Source organism: Collinsella sp. TM06-3, assembly GCF_003436395.1.
In the GTDB taxonomy this organism is placed as follows: Bacteria; Actinomycetota; Coriobacteriia; order Coriobacteriales; family Coriobacteriaceae; genus Collinsella.
This window is the reverse complement of record NZ_QSPG01000016.1, coordinates 14,137-37,296: the sequence shown is the minus strand read 5'-3', so window position 1 is coordinate 37,296 and position 23,160 is coordinate 14,137. Positions and strand designations below refer to the sequence as shown.

Below are 23,160 nucleotides of genomic sequence, written 5' to 3'. Positions count from 1 at the left end.
GGCATCATCGATTGTCGCACGAAAAAGGGCGGCGGACCCAATGGATCCGCCGCCCTTGGCGTTTAGAGACGGCTGGTAGATTTTAAGGCATATCCCAAAAATCTACTCGGCGTCGGGGACCTCGTAGGTGGCCGCCGGCGTGTTATCGCACACGACGGTAAAGCCGCCGTCCTTGTCGACATCGACTGTCACCTGATCGCCCTCGCGCACCGTGCCGTCGATGATAGCGGCGGCGATGGCATCCACGACCTCGCGCTGAACCAGACGCTTGAGCGGACGGGCGCCAAAGACCGGGTCCAGGCCGCCCACGGCGAGCATCTGCTTGGCCGCCGGGGTGATGGCAAGCGTCATGCGCTCCTTGGCCAGACGCGCGCGGACGTCGGCGAGCTGGATGTCGACGATCTTCTCGATCTGCGCCATGCCGAGCGGATGGAACACCACGATATCGTCGATACGGTTGAGGAACTCGGGGCGGAAGGTTTGAGCCATGGCCCCGTCAACCTGATGGCGCATCTCCTCCTCGTCCTTGCCGGACAGATCGGCGATAGCCTTGGAGCCCACGTTGGACGTCATGATGATAATCGTGTTCTTGAAGGACACTTGGCGACCCTGACCGTCGGTCAAACGGCCGTCGTCGAGCACCTGCAGCAGCACGTTAAAGACATCCGGATGAGCCTTCTCCATCTCGTCGAGCAAGATCACGGAATAGGGACGACGGCGCACGGCCTCGGTGAGCTGGCCGCCCTCGTCATAGCCCACGTATCCCGGGGGCGCACCGATCAGACGCTGGACGCTGAACTTCTCCATATACTCGGACATGTCGATACGCACGAGCGCGCGCTCGTCATCGAACAGGCACTCGGCCAGCGCCTTGGCGAGCTCGGTCTTGCCTACGCCGGTGGGGCCCAGGAAGAAGAAGCTGCCGATGGGCTTGTCTGGGTCGGAGAGACCCGCACGGCTGCGACGCACGGCCGCGGCTACAGCGGAGACGGCCTCGTCCTGACCGATAACGCGCTTATGCAGCTCGCCCTCCAAGCCCTTCAACTTGTCGAGCTCGCCCTGCATCATCTTGGACACGGGCACACCGGTCCAGGCGCTCACGACCTCAGCGATCTCATCGGAGGTCACCTGTTCGTTGAGGCCCTCGCCGTCCTGCTGCTTTTGCGCCTCGAGCGCAGCCTCGGAATCCTGAATCTGCTGCTGCAGACCCGGGATCACAGAATAGCGAAGCTCGGACGCACGGCCCAGATCGCCGTTGCGCGTCGCGCGCTCCTCTTCGCTCTTGGCCGCGTCAAGCTGGCCCTTAAGCTCCTGCACGTGGTCGATGGCGTTCTTTTGGTTGAGCCAGCCGGCCTTTTGCACGTTGAGCTTTTCCTGGACTTCGGCAATCTCTTGGCGCAGAGCCTCCAAACGCTCCTTAGAGGCGTCGTCGGTCTCTTTCATGAGCGCCTGTTCCTCGATCTGCAGCTGGGTGAGCTGACGCGTGGTGGCGTCGATCTCGACCGGCATGCTGTCGAGTTCCATGCGCAGGCGGCTCGCGGCCTCATCGACCAGGTCGATAGCCTTGTCGGGCAGGAAGCGGTCGGCGATGTAGCGGTCGGAGAGGTCGGCGGCAGCCACGAGCGCGCTATCGGTGATGTGTACGCCGTGGAAGATCTCGTACTTCTCCTTCAGGCCACGCAGGATTGAAATGGTGTCCTCGACGGTAGGCTCGCTGACCATCACGGTCTGGAAACGACGGGCGAGCGCCGCGTCCTTCTCGATGTACTTGCGGTACTCGTCGAGCGTGGTCGCGCCGATCGCGTGCAGGTCGCCACGAGCGAGCGCCGGTTTGAGGATGTTGCCGGCGTCCATGGAGCCCTCGGTGGCACCCGCGCCCACGATGGTATGGAGCTCATCGATGAACAGGATGACCTTGCCTTCGGATTTTTGCACTTCCTTGAGCACGGCCTTCAAGCGGTCCTCGAACTCGCCGCGGTACTTGGCGCCGGCGACCAGCGCGCTCATGTCGAGCTCGATGAGGTCGCGGTCGCGCAGGGTGCTCGGTACGTCGCCGGCCACGATTCGCTGAGCAATGCCCTCGACGATGGCCGTCTTGCCGACGCCCGGCTCGCCGATAAGCACGGGGTTGTTCTTGGTGCGGCGGGACAGAACCTGAATAGTACGACGGATCTCGTCGGTACGGCCGATGACCGGGTCGAGCTTGCCGGCGCGAGCCAGATCGCAGATGTTGCGACCGTACTGCTCCAACGCCTCAAACTGCGTCTTGTCCTCGGCAGACGTCACGCGGTCATCGCCGCGCAGTTCCTCGTAGACTTGCTCGATGCGCTCCTTGGTCACGCCGGCGTCACGCAGCACGCGACCCGCCTCACCCTTGTCCTCGGCAAGTGCCATCAGCAGATGCTCGGTCACCACAAAGCTGTCGCCCATCTTGGTGGCCTTTTTCTCGGCCTTCTCGATCACGCGAACGAGCTCGTTGGACAGGCCCATCTGCTGACCCTCGCCCGACACCTTGGGCGCATGGTCGATGGCATCTTGTGTGGAGCGTGCGAGCTGAGCCGGGTCGGCACCGATGCGCTCGATGATCACGGAGATATTGCGCTCGCCGGCACCAAGCAGGGCGGACAGCAGGTGAATCGGCTCCACCGCGCCGGCCTGCGCGTCGGCAGCCGTGCTCATGGCGGTCTGCAGCGCCTCGCGCGACGTCATTGCTAGCTTATCGATTCTCATGGAATCACCTCTCTTGGGGCGGCCGCCCTACGGGGCGGCTTCACGTTGTTCGAGAAGTATTGTTGCCAGCTTTACGCGATCTTATACACAAATCTAAGTCTCTATATATAAGATTTTCTGAGTGAATTACGGATAGGGTACTGAGATGTCAGCCCGCCGCTGCCCAGGCGCGCTACCGTCTCGATCTGTAACATCTAGCAGCCATTTTTGATCCTAGATGCTACAGATCGAGACAGACCGAAAACCACCACAAAGAGGACAGGCACCTTTGTGGTGGTCGCGGTCTCTACTCCTTCGCCGAACCCGTACTTCCCGATTCGACGGTCCAGGGCATCTCATCCTCGAACAGCCATGTACGGGCAGACCCACTATCGCGTGCAGTCTGCGGGTCAGGCAAGCAGGTCTGTTTATAGGCATCTTGGATACACTGACCCATAAAATCGTTGAGCTCGGTCTGGTCGCCCTCCATGACATAGGCGACATCGCCGTCCATGATGTAGATGCCCGGCCCCTCATTGCCCTCGTAGCCCGGATCGTACGAGACATCACATAACTTTGCGCCGTTTGCAGTGTCCAGCTCGATGGAAGAGTGGCATCCGCCAACCATGTCGTTCGCTTTCGCCCGATAGGACGCATATCCATACCAGCGCTTAAAGGTTTTGCCCTTGAGCAGCTCGGACGCCCTGTCGATCAGACTAGAATCCGTGGTATAGCGCATAGCCCCAAGCTGAATATGTGGATAATTACTAATGCCCAGCGCAGCCGGTTGCTCATCAAAATCAACGGTAATGGTCTCGGGCTTGTCGTCGCCGGTCAGAAGTTCGACAGATTGAGTCACAGGCTTGACCACCGGCTCCGTCACCGCAGCAGGTAGAAACGCCATGCCGACAGTGCCCACGCCAACCACGGCAATCGCAAGCGCCAAAACAATCAATCCAATACGGGCAGGACTTCTCACAGCAAAGCACCTCGCAACGCAAACCTTCGCTACCTGCACTAATGATATCGCCAGCCAGCACTATTACCAAAAGAAGCCGCGCGCTCCTCACCACCACAAAGGGGACAGGCACCTTTGTGGTGGTTTTAGACGCTAACGGTCGACCATCTCGCGCCATGAGATTAAACTTGAATTGTTCTCTGAACATATCTATTTCTGCCTATCCTCAACAGATCTTTGTCTCGAGGAGCGCATATGAAGCCGCCTCATTCCACCGGTCGCAACGTCATCGCCATTCTCGCCATACCCATCGTGATGCTCTTCCTTATCGTCATCACGCCCTTTTCCCTTGGTATCACCTCGCCCTTCGATTTATGCGGAATGGTCGACGCCGGCTCACGTGCCACCTCGCTCTCCTTTATCTGTCGCGGCGTGTTTTACGAAGATGGAATTCCCACCGGAATTTGGCAGTCAAAGTTGCCACTGCTCGGTCAGATCGACGGATGCTCCCCCTATTTCTGCCTTGGACCTCAGGCGCTAAACTATCTAATCGACGACCAGCCACTCGACTCCATCACCCTCGCCTACGACTACGCACCAAACACCGATGAGCGCCACATGAACCAAGTCCTCGACAAGATGCTTGGACAGTGCGGGCTCACCGAGGAGGCCGGTCGAACCATCTATAGCAACCAGAAATTAAAGCGAACAGAACTCCGCCGTGTCGGAAAAATCAAAGGGCGAAACGGGGCCGCCTACTGGGATGCCTGGGCAACACGCGACAAGGGCGAATTCGGACACAGCACCTATATGGTCACTGTCTACACCAAAGACGGAATTAAGGACAATGTTGACGATTTCGCGTCCTCCAAACTCGGCATCCCCAAAACAACCAAACCCGCCAACCCGGATGAAATCCTGTAGAGGCGCTTATTGGAATGTCGCTCAACGTGCACACCGACATTGAGCTCACCCCCACCACCACAAAGGTGCCTGACCCCAATGTGGTGGGTTTCGACAAAAAGAAGCCGCCCCAATAAAAGAGGCGGCATCAAGCAAGTCTATTTATTAGCGTCCCTCAAGACCCAACGAGAACGCAGAAACGTAGCCCGGGGCCACCCTTTGCCGAACGCGACCCTCGCGAAGCGCGTGAGCGGGCGGGAAAGGGTGGCCCCGGGCGGACAATTAAGTGCGTTACTCGGCAGCGGCCTTGAACTTGTTGTAGTTGATCAGGCAGCCGGCCTTGACGATGGCGCGCTCCTCGGCCGTCATATCGGCAATGTAGAGCTCAATCTGCTCGACCGCACCATCGGCGCGCACCACGTAGGCGGCGATGTCCTTCAGGTCGCCATCGAGCGCGGCACGGATACCCGGCACAAAGACGTAATCGCCCACCTCAAAGTTGGGCTCGGCCTCCATCTGGAAGGGCACCATGCCCCAGTTCATCACGTTGGAGCGATAGCGCTTGGTGGCGTACTCGTGGACGATGTTGGCCAGGCCGCCAATTACGCGCTGGCAGCTCGCGGCCTGCTCGCGGGCGCTGCCGTCGCCAGGCTTCTTGGCGTAAATCATGGAACCGAACTCGGTCGCCTTGGCATCGGCCGCGACACCCGCGCCGGCCAGCGCCTCAAACACACCGGCAAGCTCGGCATCGAACGCCGCCAGGTCGCCCGCGGACTCGCCGGCAACGCGACGCTTCTCCACAGCGTCGACCTCCTTGGAGCGACCCACGTAGGCCGGGTCGCGGCGGCTCAGCGTAAACTCAGCCAGGCCCAGCGGGTTGGAGCGGAAGGAGCTCGTCTCGCCCGAGGGAATGAGCTCGTCGGTCGTGGTGACCGGGTCCATGATCTTGGAGCAAACCTTGAGCAGGATGTCGTCGCCGAGCGGCTCCATCGCGGGCCACGGCTTGATGTTGGGGCCTTCGACCAGCTCGTCGGCAGGCTCCGCCTTGCCAAAGCCCCAGTACACGCGCTTCTTGTACGGCGCGTCGTCAAAGGTGTACTCGCAGGCCTCGTCCCAAGTGTCCTCGGGCAGGTCGGTCGCCGGCGTCAGGACGCCGCCGTTGGCAGCCGTTGCCGCAATGGAGCGGGCGTCCATCAGGGCCACGGCGCTCAGCTGGCCATTACCCGGCTTGGAACCCTCGCGGTTGGGGAAGTTGCGCGTGGTGTGACGGATCGAAAGGCCGTTGTTGGCGGGCGTGTCGCCGGCGCCGAAGCACGGGCCGCAGAATGCCGTGCGCACGATTGCGCCGGCCTCCATGAGGTCGTAGATGTAGCCGCGGCGTGTAAGTTCGAGCGCCACGGGCTGGCTCGTGGGATAGACCGACAGCGAGAACTCGCCGCAGCCGGTATTGGCGCCCTTGAGCACGCGGGCAGCCTGGACCACGGAGTCATAGTTGCCGCCCGAGCAGCCGGCGATAACGCCCTGCTGCACGTGCAGCTTGCCGTCGACGATCTTGTCGAGCAGGCTAAAGTGCGTCTTGCCCTCGCCGATCTTGGCGGCCTCGAGCTCCACCTCGTGCAGGATGTCCTCGAGGTTCTCGTTGAGCTCGTCGATCTCAAAGCCGTTGGAAGGATGGAACGGCAGTGCGATCATGGGCTTGATGCTCGACAGGTCGACCTCGACGCAACCGTCGTAGTAGGCGACATCGGCGGGCTTGAGCTCGCGATAGTCGTCGCCGCGGCCGTGCATGGTCAAAAACGCGTGCGTGTCCTCGTCGGTGGCCCAGATGCTCGACAGGCAGGTGGTCTCGGTGGTCATGACGTCAACGCCGTTGCGGTAGTCGGTCGTCATGCTCGCGATGCCCGGGCCCACAAACTCCATGACATTGTTCTTGACGTAGCCCTTGGCAAAGACGGCGCGAATGATGGCGAGCGCCACGTCGTGCGGGCCGACGCCGGGGCGCGGGGCGCCCGTGAGGTAGATGGCCACGACGCCGGGATAGGCGACATCGTAGGTGTCGCGCAGCAGCTGCTTTGCCAACTCGCCGCCACCCTCGCCCACGGCTATGGTACCCAGGGCACCATAGCGGGTGTGCGAGTCGGAACCCAGGATCATCTTGCCGCAACCGGCGAAGTTCTCGCGCATAAAGGAGTGGATGACGGCGATGTGCGGCGGAACGAAGATGCCGCCGTACTTCTTGGCTGCGGAAAGGCCAAAGACGTGGTCGTCCTCATTGATGGTGCCGCCCACGGCGCACAGCGAGTTATGGCAGTTGGTGAGCACGTAAGGCAGCGGGAACTGCTCCATGCCCGAAGCGCGCGCCGTCTGGATGATGCCGATAAAGGTGATGTCGTGGCTCGCCATGGCATCGAAGCGAATCTTGAGTGCCTCGGGGTCGCCCGACGTATTGTGTGCCTGGAGGATCGAATACGCGATGGTGCCGCGCTTGGCATCCTCGGGTGTCTGCGTAATACCGCGCTCGGCAGCCTCGGCCGCAGGCACAACCTCGCTGCCGCCGCGCAGGTAGATGCCGTCCTCGTACAGCTTGACCATACTGTCTCCCACTCTGCCCAAAAGATTTGGGCGCATAGCATACATTCGTTCAATATCGTGCCATAGAACGGTTGCGAGTGGGTTACGAATCTCTGCGTTCACTTTATCTCAGTAAAGCAGAGGACGAGTTAGGTCCTGGGGAGGCAGACTTAGACGCTCAAATGACGAGAGTGGATAATCTCCCACTTTGAGCCTGCAAACAGGCAAAAAACGGGAGATTATCCACTCTCATTCTGCAGGTACTCATTTAAGTCTGTCCCCAATGAGTGCCTACAGGTCGCCGCCCGTGCCCAGCAGTTTGCGCATGACTTGCTCGGGGTTGACCGAGCCGTCGCGCGGGGCCAGGGCGGTGATCTTCTTCTGCATCTTATACTCGTGCAGCTCGTCCTCGAGCTGGCGCACGCGGGCGCGGAGCTTCTCGTTCTCGCGCTCGCGCTCCTCGGCACGCTCCTTCATATCGAGGATGCGCACCACGCCGGCAAGGTTGATGCCCTCGTCAGTCAGCTGGTTGATGAGCTCCAGGCGCTCGATATCGGCACGCGAATACAGACGCGTGTTGCCGCCCGAGCGCTGGGGGTTCACCAAGCCCTTGGACTCGTAGACGCGCAGAGTCTGCGGGTGCATGCCGGTCAGCTCGGCCGCCACGCTGATCATGTACAGCGGTTTGTTCCTATTGTCCTCGGCCATGCTACCTGACCCCTTTCCGTCTCGTTATCGTCCATCATAAGCCCGCGGGCGTGGGCGTGCGCCGCGACCGCCCTAGTACGTCGCCTTGTAACGATTGACCTTCTCGCGATAGTCGCGCGTGTCGGCCTCGCGCAGCTTGGTCATGGCATCGCGTTCATCGTCGGACAGGTTCGTGAGAACCTGCACCTTGATCTCGACGAGCAGCGCGCCCGTGCGGCCACGGTGCTTAACATCGGGCGCGCCCATCTCCTTAAAGCGGAACTTCTTGCCCGTCTGGGTGCCCGCCGGCACCTTCAGACGAACCGTCGCGCCGCCGGGTGTGGGCACATCCACCGTGCAGCCGAGCGCCGCCTCGTAAACCGAGATCGGTACCTCCATGGTCACATCGGCACCCTTGCGCTTAAACAGCGGGTGCTCCTCCACATGCGTGGTCACGACCAGGTCGCCGCGCTCGCCACCCGCAACGCCATACTCGCCGCGACGCTTGTAGCGTAGTTTGCCGCCGTCGACCGCACCTGCGGGAACCGAGACCGTAATGGTTTGCTGCTCGCCCGTCGAGGGAATGCGATAGGTGACCTTGTGCGTCACGCCGCGAAACGCGTCCTCGGCCGTCACGTCGACAGTCAGCGACAGGTCGCCGCCCTTGCGAGCACGGCTGCGACCCGCACCGGCACCGGCATTACCCGCAGCCCCGGCAAAGCCCGAGCCCCAATCGCTGCCCCAAGCGCCGTTGCCGCTAAAGATGCTGTCGAAGATATCGCCCCAGCCGCTGGCGCCCGCGCCGGCACCGTAGCCGCCGCCATACGCGCCGCCCGCGCCCGGCATGCCGCCGAACATGAGCATCTGGTCGTACTCTTTGCGCTTCTTCTCGTCCGAAAGCGTCTCGTAAGCCTCGCTAATCTCCTTGAACTTGGCCTCGTCGCCGCCGGCATCGGGGTGGTATTTTTGCGCGAGCTTGCGAAACGCGCTCTTGATCTCTTTGTCGGAGGCGCTCTTGGATACGCCCAGGATGTCATAGAAGGTTTTGCCTGCAGCCATCGTAGCTCCTCTCCTGTTTCATCCACCGCTCAACGGGCGGCGGCTCATACTGTCATATGGCACTAGGCCAGAAAGGGCCCCGGGTGTTGCCCCGGGGCCCTTCTCAATTACTCCTCGGTGCTCTCAGCCGTATCGGCCGCAGCATCCTCGGGCGCCGCTTCGGGCTCCGGTGCGGGGCGCTTCTCGCCACCGTAGGTCACCGTCACCATCGCGGAGCGCAGGATGCGGTCCGCCATGCGGTAGCCCTTCTGGTACACGTCGTTGACGGTCTCGTCGTACTGCGATGCGTCCTCGACACGCCCCACGGCCTGGTGCTCGAGCGGATCGAACGCCTCGCCCTTGGGGTCGATGGGCTCAACGCCCTCGTGCGCAAACACATCGAGCAGCTTGGCATGCACCGCATCAACGCCATCGACGAACTGCTTAAAGTCGTCGGAAAGCTCCTGGCTACGGGCATGGTCGATTGCACGCTCGATATCGTCAACCACCGGCAACAGCGCGGTGACAAGCTTCTCGGTCGCGCGCTCGCGCTCGGCGATACGCTCGCTGGCGGTGCGGCGACGGAAGTTCTCCCAGTCGGCCTGCAGACGGGCGGTACGCTCGGTGGCGTCCTTTGCCTTGTCCTCGGCGGCCTTCTGAGCCTCTGCCGCAGCATCGAGCTCGCTGCGTACGTCGGCAAGCTCCTTTTGGGCCTGCTCGAACTTGAGCTTAAAGTCGTTGTCGGCGGCTTCCTCACCGGCGCGGATAGCGGCTTCCACCATCTCGTCCTCGGTCATCGTCGCCTCCTTGTTGGAATCCTCTACCTGGTTCTCGGCAGCCTCGGCGGCCTCGGCCTCGTTGGCCTCGGTATCGTCGACGGCCTCTACGGGAATCTTCACGTCCTTCTCCTCAGAGTCAACGGGGGCGGCGCCAGCGGCGGCCGCCTCCGTGCGAGCTTTACGGGCGGACATGATTACTTGTCCTCGTCGTCCACAACCTCGTAGTCGGCGTCGACAACGTCATCGTCGGCAGGCTGGGCACCGGCGGCGCCGTCGGTCTGCTGCTGAGCGTCGGCGTAGACAACCTGAGCCAGCTCGTAGGCTACGGACTGCAGGGATTCGCCAGCGGCCTTGATGGCCTCGACGTCAGAGCCCTCGAGCGCCTTCTTGGCGTCGGCGATAGCGGCCTCGGCCTTGGACTTCACATCGGCGGAAACCTTGTCGCCCAGCTCGTTGAGGGTCTGCTCGGTGGAGTAGCACAGGCTGTCGGTCTGGTTGCGGACCTCGACCTCTTCCTTCTGCTTCTTGTCCTCCTCGGCATGAGCCTCGGCGTCCTTGACCATGCGATCGACTTCGTCGTCGGACAGAGCGGTGGAGCCGGAAATGGTAATCTGCTGCTCCTTGCCGGTGCCCTTGTCCTTAGCGGAGACCTTGACGATGCCGTTGGCGTCGATGTCGAAGGTGACCTCGATCTGCGGCACGCCGCGGCGGGCAGCCGGGATACCGGTCAGCTGGAACTTACCGAGCGACTTGTTATCGCGGGCAAGCTCGCGCTCGCCCTGGAGCACGTTGATCTCGACGCTGGTCTGGTTGTCGGCAGCGGTGGAGTAGACCTCGGTCTTGGAGGTCGGGATCGTGGTGTTGCGGTCGATCATCTTGGTCATGATGCCGCCCATGGTCTCGACGCCCAGCGACAGCGGGGTAACGTCGAGCAGCAGGATGCCCTCGACGTCGCCGGTGAGCACGCCGCCCTGGACGGCAGCACCGTCGGCAACGACCTCGTCGGGGTTCACGGACATGTTGGGCTGCTTGCCGGTCATGGTCTTGACCAGATCCTGGACGGCGGGCATACGGGTGGAGCCGCCGACGAGGATGACCTCGGTCAGATCGGAGAGCTTGAGCTTAGCGTCGCGCAGGGCGTTGGTGACAGGCTGCTTGCAGCGCTCGAGCAGGTCGCGGGTGATCTTCTCGAACTCGGCGCGGGTCAGCGTGTAGTTGAGGTGCAGCGGGCCGGACTGGTTCATGGTGATGAACGGCAGGTTGATGGTGGACTGCTGGGCTGCGGAGAGCTCCTTCTTGGCGTTCTCGGCGGCCTCCTTCAGACGCTGCAGGGCCATGGGGTCCTGACGCAGGTCGACACCGTTCTCCTGCTGGAACTTATCGGCCATCCAGTCGATGACGCGCTGATCCCAGTCGTCGCCGCCCAGGTGGTTGTCGCCCGAGGTGGACAGAACCTCAAACACGCCGTCAGCGAGGTCGAGGATGGAGACGTCGAAGGTGCCGCCGCCCAGGTCGAAGACCAGGATGCGCTGGTCGGTGCCCTGCTTGTCCAGGCCATAGGCAAGAGCAGCAGCGGTCGGCTCGTTGACGATACGCTTGACGTTGAGGCCAGCGATCTTACCGGCGTCCTTGGTGGCCTGACGCTGGGCGTCATTGAAGTAGGCCGGGACGGTGATGACGGCGTCGGTGACGGTCTCGCCCAGATACTTCTCGGCGTCGGCCTTCATCTTTGCGAGCGTCATGGCGCTCACCTGCTCGGCGGTGTAATCCTTGCCCTCGATGTCGACGACGGCGCGGCCACCCTGGCCCTCCTTGACCTCATACGGCACGGTCTTGATCTCGGAGGTGCACTCGGAGTACTTGCGACCCATGAAGCGCTTGATGGAGAACACGGTGTTCTTGGGGTTGGTGACAGCCTGGTTCTTAGCGGCCTTACCCACGACGCGGTCGCCGTCGGCGCGGAAACCAACAACGGACGGGGTGGTGCGGTCGCCCTCGGCGTTCACGATAATGGTCGGAGAACCGCCCTCGAGAACGGCCATTGCGGAGTTAGTAGTACCAAGGTCGATACCAAGAATCTTACTCATTAGAAATTCCCTCTCTCTTTTGCGTTCGCGCCGCCTCGACGGTCTGTCGTGTGGCGCTTCGGCTTGTCTTTCAGGATGTAGTGTATCCCCTTATGGGCCGGAATATACAAAATCTAAGTCAATTCATATAAGATTTCTTATCTCTGAGAGTTTAGGTTCTCAAATGCGCAGGTAGATGCACTGTTTGAGTTCTCGGCAGATCTATTGAGATCTATGTAGAGATGGCTGAGGTTTGGGTCCGAAGGTGCCTGGGGCTGCCTTGCGGAAAGGGTATCCCGGTCTGAGCGCGAATTCTGGGACACAGTTTCCGCCGGGCGGTCCAACCGGAAGCTGCGACCCGTTTTTCGGCCAAATAACGGGATGCCCTTTCCGCAGGCGCGCTTAATAGCTCAATATTTCAAGTCACCTTTAGCTAACATTTACGCAGCTCAGCGGCCCCACCTGCGTGTTTTTTAGTAAACCTTGGCATACTCGGCGAACGGTATGAAGATGCCGGCCAGAGGGTATTGCAAACGGTCGCTCCCGTGGTATGTTTTTGCCCGAATCAAACCGGCGCGCATCGCCTGTAGCGTCGGTCAACAGAGAGGAAACTACCATGGCTCATCCCGTAATTGATGCCGACGAGTGCATCGCTTGTGGCGTTTGCGTCGACTCCTGCCCCGCTGGCGTTCTGGAGCTCCAGGACGTCGCTACCGTCGCTGACGAGGATTCCTGCGTCGCCTGTGGCGCTTGCCAGGACGCTTGCCCCGCCGGCGCGATCACCGAGATCGTCGAGGAGTAACAGCTCCCCCACTTGCACACTCAAGAGTACACCGTGCACAAAAAAGGAGGCTTCCGCATCGCCGCGGAGGCCTCCTTTTGTTTGTACAGGCAGCTAATTGGGGACGGGGCTACCTTGGCAGTTGCGGTGGAATAGTTCCTGGCTCATTGCTTAGGTGCCGATTGTAGGAACTATTTCACCGCAACTTATAAAGACAGTATCGGGTTAGGACAAATCATCCTCGTAGGGCATTAAATCGGCAAGGTAGCCCTTCTCCTTGAGTATGGCCTCGATCTCGTCGAGGGTCTGCTCGTCCTCCGCCGCGATGCGATGGAAGTGGTAGCCGCTCGTCACCGTTAGTAGTGGAAAGCTCTTGCCGCTCTCGATATCGTGCAGGTAGCGCTCAACATCGCGACGATTGCGGATGTCCAGGTCGGCCGTGATCTTACCGTACACGCGGTGATTGACGATCACGTTGAGCACGGCGCCACCGGCGTCGACGATACTCGTGAGCTCATCGCCTGCCTGCTCCACGCTGTGGCGAACCTTGACCAAGCGCGTGGGCACGGCGGGGCTGCTGGGGGCCTCCTGCAGCACATAACCACGGTTGGTCGCCACGATATCGTGCCCATCGGCACGTAACAGGGCAATATCCTGAACCACGACCTGACGGCTCACGCTAACCTCGCGGGCAAGCGCGCTGCCCGATACGGGCTCCGTGGCTCCCTCGAGCACGGCCATGATGGCACGGCGACGCTCGCGGGCATTCATTATTTACCGTCCAGCAGACGCAGGTGCTTGAGCGAGAGGTCGAGGATCGGCGCGGAGTGCGTCAGGGCGCCCGAGCTAATGTAGTCGACGCCCAGATCAGCCAGGGCGCGGATATTGCTGGCATCCACGTTGCCCGAGCACTCGGTCTTGGCGCGGCCGGCGATAAGCTCAATCGCGGCAGCCATGTCGTCGTGAGTCATGTTGTCGAACATGATGATATCGGCGCCGGCTTCCACGGCCTCGCGCACCATGTCCAGGTTCTCGCACTCGATCTCGACCGTCGTGGTAAACGATGCATGGGCGCGCGCCATCTCGATCGCACGCGTCACGCCGCCGGCGGCGTCGATGTGGTTGTCCTTGAGCATGACGGCCGTCGACAGGTTGTAGCGGTGGTTGCTGCCGCCGCCGATCTCGACCGCCGCCTTCTCAAACACGCGCATGCCCGGCGTGGTCTTGCGTGTGTCGACAAGCACGGTCTTGGTGCCCTCGAGCGCCGCGGCCATGCTGTGCGTGTAGGTAGCGATACCGCTCATGCGCTGCAGGTAGTTGAGTGCCACGCGTTCGCCCGAAAGCAGCACGCGCACATCGCCGCGCACCTGGCCCACGTGGTCGCCGGCGTGCACCTCGTCGCCATCCGAGACATCGAACAACACGGAGCTCTGCGGATCCAGCAGCTCAAAGGTGCGGGCGAATATGTCCAGGCCGGCGATAATGCCGTCGGCCTTGGCGATGAGCTCAACGGTAGCGGGGCGCGCCGTGGGGCACACGCTCGCCGTACTCACGTCCTCAAACGTAATGTCCTCGCGCAGAGCCTGCAAAATCAGGTCATCGACGACGAGCTTCATGGTAATGGGATTCATGGTCTACTCCTCCACGGCCTGCGTGCCGGCGGCACGGGCCAAATCATCGATTGCCAGGGAGTCGGCGCTCAGGGCGCGATGACGCCCGTCAAGCGCGGGCTCGCCCGCCCGCTCCACGGCGAGCGACTCGCCGGTGCGCATGCACCAGGCGGCACGGCGGCCCCAAACCAGGGACTCGAGCAGGCTGTTGGAAGCCAGGCGATTCTTGCCGTGCACGCCGTTGCAGGCCGTCTCGCCCGCGGCGTAGAGCTCGGGCATCGAGGTGCGGCCGTCCTTGTCGACCCACACGCCGCCCATAAAGTAGTGCTGCGTGGGCGTAACGGGGATGGGCTCGTCCAAGATGTCGCGGCCGTCCTCAAGGCAGCGCGCGCGAATGTTGGCAAAGTGCCCAGTCACCACGTCGCGCTCGACGGGGGCAAAGCTCAGCCACTCGTGCTCGGTACCGTCCTGCTTCATCTGCTCGCGGATGGCGGCGGCGACCACATCGCGCGGCTGAAGCTCGTCGGTAAAGCGCTCGCCGGCGGCGTTGAGCAAAATCGCGCCCTCGCCGCGGCAGCTCTCGCTGATCAGGAAGGTGCGGCCCGGCTGCGGCGAGAACAGGCCCGTGGGGTGAATCTGCACGTAGTCCAGATGCTCCATCTTAATGCCATGCTCCTGAGCAATGTAGCAGGCATCGCCCGTGAGCTGCGGGTAGTTGGTCGAATGGTCGTATACGCCGCCGATACCGCCCGTCGCCCACAGCGTGTGGCGGGCATGGATCTTAAACGGCTCGCCGGCATGCACGCCCTCGGCGGCATTTGCCAGCTCGTCGGCGGGACGAACCGAGTTGTCCTCGTCGACGGGAACGGCGGCGACGCCGCTGCACACCGTAGCGCCATCATGCTCGGCCGTCAGGATGTCGGTCATGGCCACGTGCTCCAGAATCTGCACGTTGTCCAGCTTGCGAACGGCCTGGAGCAGCCTGGTCGTGATCTCCTTGCCCGTAATATCGGCATGGAAGGCAATGCGTGGGCGGCTGTGTGCGCCCTCGCGGGTAAAGTCGAGGCTGCCGTCGGCCTTGCGCTCAAAATCCACACCCATCGCCAGCAGGTCGTTGATGACCGAGCGGCTCGAGCGGATCATGATGTCGACGCTCTCGCGGCGGTTCTCGTAGTGGCCGGCATGCACGGTGTCCTCAAAGAAGGCATCGTAGTCAGAGCCCTCGGGCAGCACGCAGATGCCACCCTGCGCGAGCATCGAATCGCACTCGTCGACAGCGCCCTTGGAGAGCATGATCACGCGCGCGCTCGTCGGCAGATTGAGGGCCGCATACAGGCCCGCCACGCCGCAACCGGCAATGACGACGTCGCACTCCATGTCGGGGTATTGTTTGGTTTCCACAGGAATCCTCTCCCTTGTAATGTGGCATAAGGGACTCTCCCTCATGTCACATCGTTCTAGCGCGCCGCGTACTCGAGCATGCGGTCGAGTGTGAGCTTGGCCTGGTCGGCAGCCTCGTCCGACACGCCGATCTGCACCTCGCCCTCGCCCGTCTCCAGGCAGCACACGAGTTTTTCGAGCGTGATGAGATCCATGTTGACGCAGGTGGGCTGCACCGCAGGGAAGTAGAACTTTTTGCCGGTGCCCTGGCAGCGGCGCTCGAGCTCGTAGAGCACGCCGCGGACCGTCACGATGATGAACTCACTCGCGTCCGACTCCTCGGCGTACTTGATGATGCCGGCGGTGGAGCCGATGTAGTCGGCCTCGGCAAGGACGTCGGCCTTGCACTCGGGGTGCGCCAGCACGAGCGCGTCGGGATGCGCCTCCTGTGCATCGACAATCTGCTCGACGGTAATAATGTGATGACGCGGGCAGTAGCCATTGTTGAGGATGACGTGCTTTTGCGGCACATGCTCGGCTACGAAGCGGCCCAGGTTTTGATCGGGGATGAACAGGACGTGCTGCTGCGGCAGCTCGGACACGATCTTGACGGCGTTGGAGCTGGTGACGCACACGTCGCTCCAGCTCTTGATCTCGACCGTCGAGTTGACGTAACAGACCACGGCAAGGTCGTCGCCGTACTCGGCGCGCGCCGCATCGACCGTCTCGCGCTTGACCATGTGCGCCATGGGGCAGTCCGCACCCGGCTCGGGCAGCAACACGGTCTTAGTGGGATTGAGCAGCTTGGCGCTCTCACCCATAAACTCCACGCCGCACAGCACGATGGTCTGCTGCGGCAGGCTTTTGGCGAGCTTTGCCAGGTAAAAGCTGTCGCCGACGTAATCGGCAACGGCCTGGACCTCGGGCGCCACATAGTAGTGCGCCAAGATCACCGCGTCACGTTGGGTTTTTAGTTGCTGAATGGCCTCGACGAGCTCTGCGGGCACCAGTGCCGCGCGCTCCGTTGCCGTCGTTGCCGATGCCAGGCCGGCCGCAATGTCGCGTGCAAGCTTCGATGCATCCATGTTCGCGCTCTGTGCCATCAAGGCCCCTCTCTTTTGGCGAATCTTGGGGCTTTAGTATGACACCTAGGTTTACAGCTGACAAGACAGCTGTAAACCTAGGTGTAAAGTTGAAATAAAGATTCAATCATGCAGCAGGTCCATTTTCGAACTGGCAAGCTGAGGATAGTCGAAAATGGACCTGCCGCACGATTCGAGCCGCCCGTTTTGCCTTGGCCCGAGAGGCGGTGGGCATAGAAGCGGGTCCGGATCGCTCGATCCGGACCCGCTGGGAACTGGCATGCGGTTAAGCGCGGCGCTTCATGGCCCACGCCAGCAGCAGAGCTGCCACACCGGCTGCGAGTACGGCACCAGCCATGATATACGTGCTGTCGCCGGACTCAGGCAACGTCTCCTTGCCAGCCTTCTTCTTAGGCTTGGAAGTCGTAGTCGTGGTCGTAGTAGTCGTAGTGGTCTGGCCAGGAGCGGGCTTGGCAGCCTCGGCAACGGTGAAGGTCGTCTCTGCCGTGCCCGTGCTCGAAACCACGCTCAGCTTATGCTCACCTACGCCGAGCGTATTCAGGAAGCTCGCCTTGAGCGTCACGATCGTAGAGCCCTTGGTGAGCTCGTAGTTCTCGGCCGCGACCTCCTTATCGTCAACCAGCACCTTCTGGAAGAACTCGAGCGGCGCGCTCGAGCGGAAAGTCAGGTCCCTGGCGGCCTCGACCACCATCGTCTGGCCCTTTCCGTCGGTGATCTCGGGCTTCAGAATCGCGATCTCCTCGGTCTTGCCCTTCTCGCGGCAGACGGTGCACTCCTGATGCCTCTTACCCTTGGCCTCGACAGTCGCCGGCTCGTCAACGACCCACTCAAAGGTGTGCTCTGCCTTGTCGATGATGTCGCCGCAGCGGCAGACATGCCAATGGCTCTTAGCGTCGTGCGCCCAGCCCGTACCGTCGGGCTCGTGCTTGAGCACGCCCTCGACCGTCACGCTCACATCGCGCTCGACGTCCTTGAGCTCATAGGTGCCGTCGTCAGCGAGCTTAACGGCCTTACCGTCAACCTTTACGGCGTAGTCCTTGCCCGCAAAGTACGCACTGTCGATGCTCATGGTAAGCGTTGCGGAACCGTGCCAGTCGAGCTCGGTTGCCGTCGCGGTGAGCGTGTAGCCCTGCTGGTTAGTCGGCAGCGCCACAACCAGCTTGCGGCCGGCAGCCACGGTGATCTCGGTAGCAGAGGAGACATCGTAGTTGGCCTTAGCCTGGTAGCGTACCTCGTACACGCCGGCAGCGAGATCCTTGAGCTCGGTTACGCCCTCGCCCACAGCCTGATACCCGTCGGCATCCTTAGCGCGCCACTCCATCGTCGCATCGACGCCCACGATCTTGCCGTCGCGCTTGCCGCTCACGGTCTCGGCCTCGGCCTGGACCTTCGGCGCGTCCTGAGCGGCGTTCTTGATGGAGAACTCGCATGTCAGGCCCTCGGTCGGCAGCGCATAGTTGCCAGCGGCCTTACCCGTCAGCGCACCAAGGGTCGCCGTGTAAGAAGTGCCGGCCTCGGTTTGGGAGCCCTCGACGGTCGCGCCAAGGTCATCCTCGCCGATGACGTTGCCGAGCGTCGCCTCGGGGCAGTGCTCCTTACCGTCGTAGACAAACTCGCTGGTACCCCACGTCACGGTAAGCAGGCGCTGATTGATGGTGAACACGCCATCGACGAACGTGATGTTGTAGTTGGGGTTAGCGTCCTTGGCCTGCGTCAGGTGCAGCGCATAGCCGCCATCACGCACGTTGTCGTTATCTTCGCGCTCGATCTCGAGGCCCTGGAGGCTCTCGCCCTCGACAAGCTCGCCGGATGTGATCGTCCACGTAAACACGGGGTCGGCCTCGCCGTAAGTCTTGGAGGAGTCGTCGGCTGCGACCGTGATCGCGCGCGGCTTGACCTCGAGCGTAACCTCACCCTCGGCGGTCGCACCGTCAATCGTCACCCGGTAGGCAACGGTCAGCGTGCCAGCGTCGCGGATCTTGGGAGCCTCGGGAGACCAGTTCTTGCCGTCGGTGCTGTACTGGGCCGTCGCGCCCTCGGGCAGGCTCGTCGCATCGACCGTGTGATACGCACCGTCGTACTCGTCGGAGTAGCCAACGATGGCGGCAGCCGGGATCTTGACTGCAGGCAACGTATGCCCACAAACCGTACACCACTGATGCTTGGAGCCTTCCTCGGTTGCCGTGGGCACCCTGTCGACAACCCACTCAAAGGCGTGCGAAGTCTCATCGATCTTCTCGCCGCAGGTGCACTGATGCCAGTGCGTATTGTCGCCGGAGAGCCACTTGTCGCTCGCAGCCTCGTGCTTACGCACGCCCTCGACGGTGATGGTGGTCTTCTCCTCGACATTGCTCAGGACGAACTTTCCATCCTCGCCCTTCTCGAGAACAACGCCGTTCGCCTTGACGGCAAAGTCGTCGCCCGCGTAGTAGCCATCGGAGATCTTTACCGAGAACTCCACGCTTTCGTGCCACTGCAGCCTGTTCGGGCCATGCCACACTATCGAGTAGGCGTCATTCTTATCAGAAAGGGTGACCCATAAGTACTTACCGTTGTCGACATGCACTTCCACAGGCGTGGACGGCATGTAATTATCAGTCTCGGCATACCAGACCTGGTAGTAGCCGGCAGCAAGGTTCTCAATCTTACCGTCCTCGGAAACCATGGTCTCGCCATCGACGTCCCCGGCTTCGGTGCGGAACAGGCGGTAGGCGACGCCGCCGTGCGCGCCCTCGATTTTGCCGTCGCACTTGCCGCGGATGGTCTCCTTGACAGCGCTCAGCCCCTTAGGTTTCTCCTGCTCGGCCTTATAAATCGTGTAGGTATACTCAAGGTTTTCGGCAGGAAAGGCATAATTCTTGATGACCTCGGGGTCACCGGCGAGGCCCGTCACCTTTGCCGGATAGCTACCGGCATCGATGCCCGTCGCGTTCTCGACCTCATAGGAAACCTTACCCTCGTCACCCTCGGCAACATTGCTGACCGTGACCTTGGGGCCCTGAGGCTTGCCGTTATAGGTATACGTTCCGACCGTCCAGCCAACACCAATCTGGCGCTTGGTGATCTCGAACGTGCCGGTCTGGAGCGTCGGAGCATAGTTCGCCCTCTGGATCTTGTCCCACTTGTCGCCGACCTCGCTCTCCTCGATCGTCAGCGTATAGGTGCCCACGTTCTCGCCGGCCTCACGGCGAATCTTGAACCAAGAGAGCGGGTGGCCCTTGATGATCGAGCCCTCGACGGCCTCGAGCTCAAAGTCCGGATCGTCATAACCGTACACCTTCGAAGCATCCTTGGGCTTCACCGTTACCGGACGGGGATCGACCTTAAGCTCGACCTCGCCCTCGCAGGTGTCGCCAGACGTGAGCGTCGCCTTAAACTCGACGGTCTTGGAGCCAGCATCGCAGATGAGCGGAGACTCGTCGCTCCACTTCTTCTCGCCTTTCTCGCGATACTGGATAGATGCGACGGTCTCGGCGTTAACCGTCACGCCGTGCTTTTCGCCATCGTAGATACCCGAGTAGCCGGTAATACCGAAGGCGGGGATCTCGACAGACTCGCGCTCGTAGCCGCACGTCTTGCAGTGCTCATGCTTGGAACCGGGCTTATCAGCCGTAGCGGCCTGGTCGACGACCCACTCAAAGTCATGCTTTGCGCGGTCAACGTCCTCCTTGCCACAGGTGCAGGTGTTCCAGTGTTCGGCGTCGTCGTGCCTCCAACCACTACCGTCGGCCTTCTTGGGACCGTCCTTGACCTCAACCGTCAGGACCTCGGAGGCGTTATGGTTACGGTCGGCCTTAAGGCGAACGCTGTATTTGCCAGCGACGAGGCTCTTAACCGACGTCTCGCCTTCGGCAATCCACTGATAGTCGCTGGCGGCCTCGGCTTTCCATTCGTAGGTGTTATCAATCCCGTCGATGCTGCCATCCGCCAAGGCATGCCCGGTCGCGGCCGTCGTCTTGACGTCCTTGGGAGCGGCCTGATCGGCGGGGGTGATCTTGATCTTAAGCTCGCCCTCCACCGGCACGTAGTCGGGTGCAGTAATGCGGTACTTAATTGTCTCGGCACACACGTTGTCATAGACATCGCGCGTGACATTGGTATAGGAGGGGATTCGGTCTTCGTACAGCAAGCCACCATCGACACTATATTCGATCTGCATGCCCTCGGGGGCGTTGTCGACCGTCACCGACGGCGAGTGAGCCTTGCCATCATAGGTGCCGTCAAAGCCCTTGGCCTGAACATTCTCGAACTGCGTGCCGTAGATGCTCCAGTAGAAAAACTTGCCGTATGCAAAGTTTCCCAGACCCCAAGCCTGGCTCCTATACGCACCGGGATCTTTCTCCGAAACCGATTCGTACCAAGCGAGGCGTTCGAAATCGACGCCCTCTTTAAGCTCGATCCATTCGTCGCCAAGCTTATACGTTACCTTAATGCGAGGCGTTATCTCCTCACCCGTCCACTTATAAGACGGAACGTCGTTGAGCACGTCACCGTTGCTGAACCTGACGTTATCCTTCAGCTTGTCGTAGCCAATGATTTCGACCTTGCAAAGATCCTTGCGGTTGGAGTCCTTCTCCGCAAGCGAGGCAGGGTTGATCTTGAACACGCGCTCGAGCGTAACATCGCTCTGCCCCTCGACGGCGACCGTCGCCACCACGCGATAGGTGCCCGCATCGCACGGCTGCGACCCTTCCATCTCGAAGCCCTGGGGATTATTGTCATCCACGCCCCTATAGAACCGCGCGCTCACAATCTTTACCTTGCCCTGGGCTACAGCGTTGTCCTTTTGAGACGGCTTAGTCGTAGCAAGCACGGCGTCGCGCTGTTTACCGTTGTAGGTAAAGCTCAGGTCGCCGCTCTTGGACGACATCAGCGAGATCGTCTCGCCGTCCCTGGAGTAGGCACAGTGCGAGGCCTCATACTGTCCGTTGCACGTAGCCGCGATGCTGTACCCATCCTTGTTGGCGGAATAGGTCCACTCGTGCTCGTGCTTGCGATGGATAACCTTGACCTTGCCATCGGTAACGTCGTATGCAAGGTCGGCATTAGCAAACTTGAGCCTGCTCGCAAGATCCTCCTGAGAAAGATCGCTCGTGCCAAGGTTCACATACTCATAGTAGTAGTACTGCTTGTTGGACTTGGGATCGAACTTGGTATCGTCGACAGACAGGACGGCTTCGCCCGTAAAAGACTTATCGACGTGAACCTTGCCGTAGCTACCGACATCGGATGCGTCGATGCCCTTCGCCTTGACCGTGGTGACCTTCGTGTTGCCAGCGAGCGTCACAGAACCGAGAGCGTAAACCGTGCAGCGCTTCTCGTCCTGACCGCTTATGTCGCGACCGTTGAAATAATCAGAGGGGAACACGTACGAATCATTGATAACCGTATCGTTTATGGTGCACGACGCATCCTTTGCCACCGCAATGGCGCTCGTCATGTGCATCTGATATTGAATATCCCACACCTTGAACATATAAGAGCAGGGTCCATTCCATGACGTATCGCTCGTCGAACGAATGCTGCAGTTATTCAGGGTAACTTTGGCATTTTTGACGCCAATATTGCCCGCATGCACATGGCCGCTCTCGAACTTCATCTCGTCGCATGCAATCATTCCCTGACTGTTGTTTTCGAACGTGCAGCCGCTCAACGTGACCTTGGGGGGCTTCGCTCGCCCGACCACGCTCAAGGCGCCGACGCAGTCATCACTATTATTCTTAAACGTGCAGTTGACAAACGTTGCATCCACCGCGACCTGGCTGCCTCTGATAGTCACAGGTGCCGGCGAGGCTTCGTAGATTTCATTATCCTGGTCAACCTTGAATGCGTTGTTCTTGCAGCATTTCCAACCGCTGACATTCACGTTCGTGAAGCTGGCCGTCTCCCCCGCACCCATGGTTCCATAGAGCGTGATTGCCCGAACGGTATCATCGTTATCGGTCCTTGAAACAAGCTTGAGGTTTTTCACGACAAGGTTGAGGCTCTTGCCTGTATTCGGCTTATCGACACCTCCACGCGCTTCGTAATCGTTGCTATCGCTCAAAAACGTTTTTCCATCACAGCGGACCTCGGTCGAGGCGCCCGAATCACCGATGAACTCGACGTAACCGCCCTTAAGCACAAAGAGGGGATGCTGCGAATACGTGAGGTCACGCTTGACGGTCAGCGGGCCGCCCAGAGACGAGCTGTTGGTGAAATACAGGCGAGTCGGATTCTCCTTGGTACCGCCCTCGACCTCATAGTGGTCGATATCGACCGTACCGGCAAACCAGTAGTCTTTGCCGCCGGAAAGTTGGATTACGTCGCTTTCGCCATACGAAAGCTCACTTTTCAAGTGTTTCGGTTTGATCGCGGTGTACGGATACGCCTCCGCCACCGTAGGCGTAGCAAGCGTTGTCGCCGCGCCTCCGAGCGCTAACGCTGCAGCCAGCGCACAAGCAGCAAGTCTGCGCATCCCCATCTTCTTCTCCCTCATCGTGCAGCTCCCCTTATCCCTATGCTTTCGCAATGTTCGCTATCGCTTGGCGCCGGCGGTCGGCATGATTCCCCGTCCGACCGCCGGCATCTGTGGA

General features: G+C 61.0%; 14 protein-coding genes. 2 read left to right on the top strand and 12 right to left on the bottom strand.

The genetic code is table 11. The features are described 5' to 3' along the window. Positions 1-102: 102 nt before the first annotated feature. Both clpB and DXD56_RS07270 read right to left on the bottom strand, forming a co-directional pair. Entirely contained in the window at positions 103-2,730 is a 2,628-nt protein-coding gene (clpB, locus tag DXD56_RS07275) for an ATP-dependent chaperone ClpB (RefSeq protein WP_117583633.1), read from the bottom strand. A gap of 286 nt (positions 2,731-3,016) precedes the next feature. Then, on the bottom strand, positions 3,017-3,688 hold the full coding sequence (locus tag DXD56_RS07270; RefSeq protein ID WP_147325196.1) for a hypothetical protein: 672 nt from the start codon (positions 3,686-3,688) through the stop codon (positions 3,017-3,019). Between the two features lie 234 nt (positions 3,689-3,922). On the opposite strand from DXD56_RS07270, the gene DXD56_RS07265 reads away from it, so the two are divergent. Beyond that, the gene (locus tag DXD56_RS07265) at positions 3,923-4,591 is read left to right on the top strand and encodes a hypothetical protein (protein ID WP_117640733.1); all 669 of its coding nucleotides are present in this window, start codon (positions 3,923-3,925) and stop codon (positions 4,589-4,591) included. Positions 4,592-4,861: 270 nt separating this feature from the next. Here the strand turns inward: DXD56_RS07265 and DXD56_RS07260 are convergent, their stop codons facing one another. The 5 genes from DXD56_RS07260 to dnaK all read right to left on the bottom strand — a co-directional run bounded on the left by DXD56_RS07260 (position 4,862) and on the right by dnaK (position 11,732). Next, positions 4,862-7,162: a hydratase gene (locus DXD56_RS07260; RefSeq protein ID WP_117640732.1), complete on the bottom strand. Its 2,301-nt coding sequence runs from the start codon at positions 7,160-7,162 to the stop codon at positions 4,862-4,864. Positions 7,163-7,432: 270 nt separating this feature from the next. Beyond that, positions 7,433-7,849, bottom strand: coding sequence for a heat shock protein transcriptional repressor HspR (locus DXD56_RS07255; RefSeq protein ID WP_055250809.1), 417 nt, complete (start codon positions 7,847-7,849; stop codon positions 7,433-7,435). A gap of 72 nt (positions 7,850-7,921) precedes the next feature. Next, positions 7,922-8,887: a DnaJ C-terminal domain-containing protein gene (locus tag DXD56_RS07250; RefSeq protein ID WP_117640731.1), complete on the bottom strand. Its 966-nt coding sequence runs from the start codon at positions 8,885-8,887 to the stop codon at positions 7,922-7,924. A gap of 107 nt (positions 8,888-8,994) precedes the next feature. Further along, a complete protein-coding gene (locus tag DXD56_RS07245) occupies positions 8,995-9,837 on the bottom strand; it encodes a nucleotide exchange factor GrpE (protein WP_117583638.1) in 843 nt (280 codons plus the stop codon). Between the two features lie 2 nt (positions 9,838-9,839). Then, positions 9,840-11,732: a molecular chaperone DnaK gene (gene dnaK / locus DXD56_RS07240; RefSeq protein WP_117564548.1), complete on the bottom strand. Its 1,893-nt coding sequence runs from the start codon at positions 11,730-11,732 to the stop codon at positions 9,840-9,842. A 595-nt stretch (positions 11,733-12,327) separates the two neighbouring features. Here dnaK and DXD56_RS07235 point away from each other — a divergent pair. Beyond that, positions 12,328-12,513 (top strand): DUF362 domain-containing protein, encoded by a 186-nt coding sequence (locus DXD56_RS07235; RefSeq protein ID WP_006235216.1) that lies wholly within the window; start codon positions 12,328-12,330, stop codon positions 12,511-12,513. A gap of 204 nt (positions 12,514-12,717) precedes the next feature. Here the strand turns inward: DXD56_RS07235 and DXD56_RS07230 are convergent, their stop codons facing one another. The 5 genes from DXD56_RS07230 to DXD56_RS07210 all read right to left on the bottom strand — a co-directional run bounded on the left by DXD56_RS07230 (position 12,718) and on the right by DXD56_RS07210 (position 23,063). Then, a complete protein-coding gene (locus DXD56_RS07230; RefSeq protein ID WP_117640730.1) occupies positions 12,718-13,263 on the bottom strand; it encodes a transcription repressor NadR in 546 nt (181 codons plus the stop codon). Continuing rightward, complete coding sequence (gene nadC, locus DXD56_RS07225; protein WP_117564546.1) at positions 13,263-14,123, bottom strand: carboxylating nicotinate-nucleotide diphosphorylase; 861 nt, start codon at positions 14,121-14,123, stop codon at positions 13,263-13,265. Before nadC ends, DXD56_RS07230 begins: the two co-directional genes overlap by 1 nt. 3 nt (positions 14,124-14,126) lie before the next feature. Beyond that, a complete protein-coding gene (locus DXD56_RS07220) occupies positions 14,127-15,503 on the bottom strand; it encodes an L-aspartate oxidase (protein ID WP_233524960.1) in 1,377 nt (458 codons plus the stop codon). Between the two features lie 56 nt (positions 15,504-15,559). After that, on the bottom strand, positions 15,560-16,585 hold the full coding sequence (nadA, locus tag DXD56_RS07215; RefSeq protein ID WP_117640729.1) for a quinolinate synthase NadA: 1,026 nt from the start codon (positions 16,583-16,585) through the stop codon (positions 15,560-15,562). A gap of 265 nt (positions 16,586-16,850) precedes the next feature. Beyond that, positions 16,851-23,063, bottom strand: coding sequence for an MBG domain-containing protein (locus DXD56_RS07210; protein ID WP_147325195.1), 6,213 nt, complete (start codon positions 23,061-23,063; stop codon positions 16,851-16,853). Between the last annotated feature and the right edge of the window lie 97 nt (positions 23,064-23,160).

Coding starts and splice junctions, on each gene's coding strand:
- DXD56_RS07250 (WP_117640731.1), bottom strand. CDS start 8,887: ATGGCTGCAGGCAAAACCTTCTATGACATCCTGGGCGTATCCAAGAGC.
- clpB (WP_117583633.1), bottom strand. CDS start 2,730: ATGAGAATCGATAAGCTAGCAATGACGTCGCGCGAGGCGCTGCAGACC.
- nadA (WP_117640729.1), bottom strand. CDS start 16,585: ATGGCACAGAGCGCGAACATGGATGCATCGAAGCTTGCACGCGACATT.
- DXD56_RS07230 (WP_117640730.1), bottom strand. CDS start 13,263: ATGAATGCCCGCGAGCGTCGCCGTGCCATCATGGCCGTGCTCGAGGGA.
- nadC (WP_117564546.1), bottom strand. CDS start 14,123: ATGAATCCCATTACCATGAAGCTCGTCGTCGATGACCTGATTTTGCAG.
- DXD56_RS07260 (WP_117640732.1), bottom strand. CDS start 7,162: ATGGTCAAGCTGTACGAGGACGGCATCTACCTGCGCGGCGGCAGCGAG.
- DXD56_RS07255 (WP_055250809.1), bottom strand. CDS start 7,849: ATGGCCGAGGACAATAGGAACAAACCGCTGTACATGATCAGCGTGGCG.
- DXD56_RS07265 (WP_117640733.1), top strand. CDS start 3,923: ATGAAGCCGCCTCATTCCACCGGTCGCAACGTCATCGCCATTCTCGCC.
- dnaK (WP_117564548.1), bottom strand. CDS start 11,732: ATGAGTAAGATTCTTGGTATCGACCTTGGTACTACTAACTCCGCAATG.
- DXD56_RS07210 (WP_147325195.1), bottom strand. CDS start 23,063: ATGAGGGAGAAGAAGATGGGGATGCGCAGACTTGCTGCTTGTGCGCTG.
- DXD56_RS07245 (WP_117583638.1), bottom strand. CDS start 9,837: ATGTCCGCCCGTAAAGCTCGCACGGAGGCGGCCGCCGCTGGCGCCGCC.
- DXD56_RS07235 (WP_006235216.1), top strand. CDS start 12,328: ATGGCTCATCCCGTAATTGATGCCGACGAGTGCATCGCTTGTGGCGTT.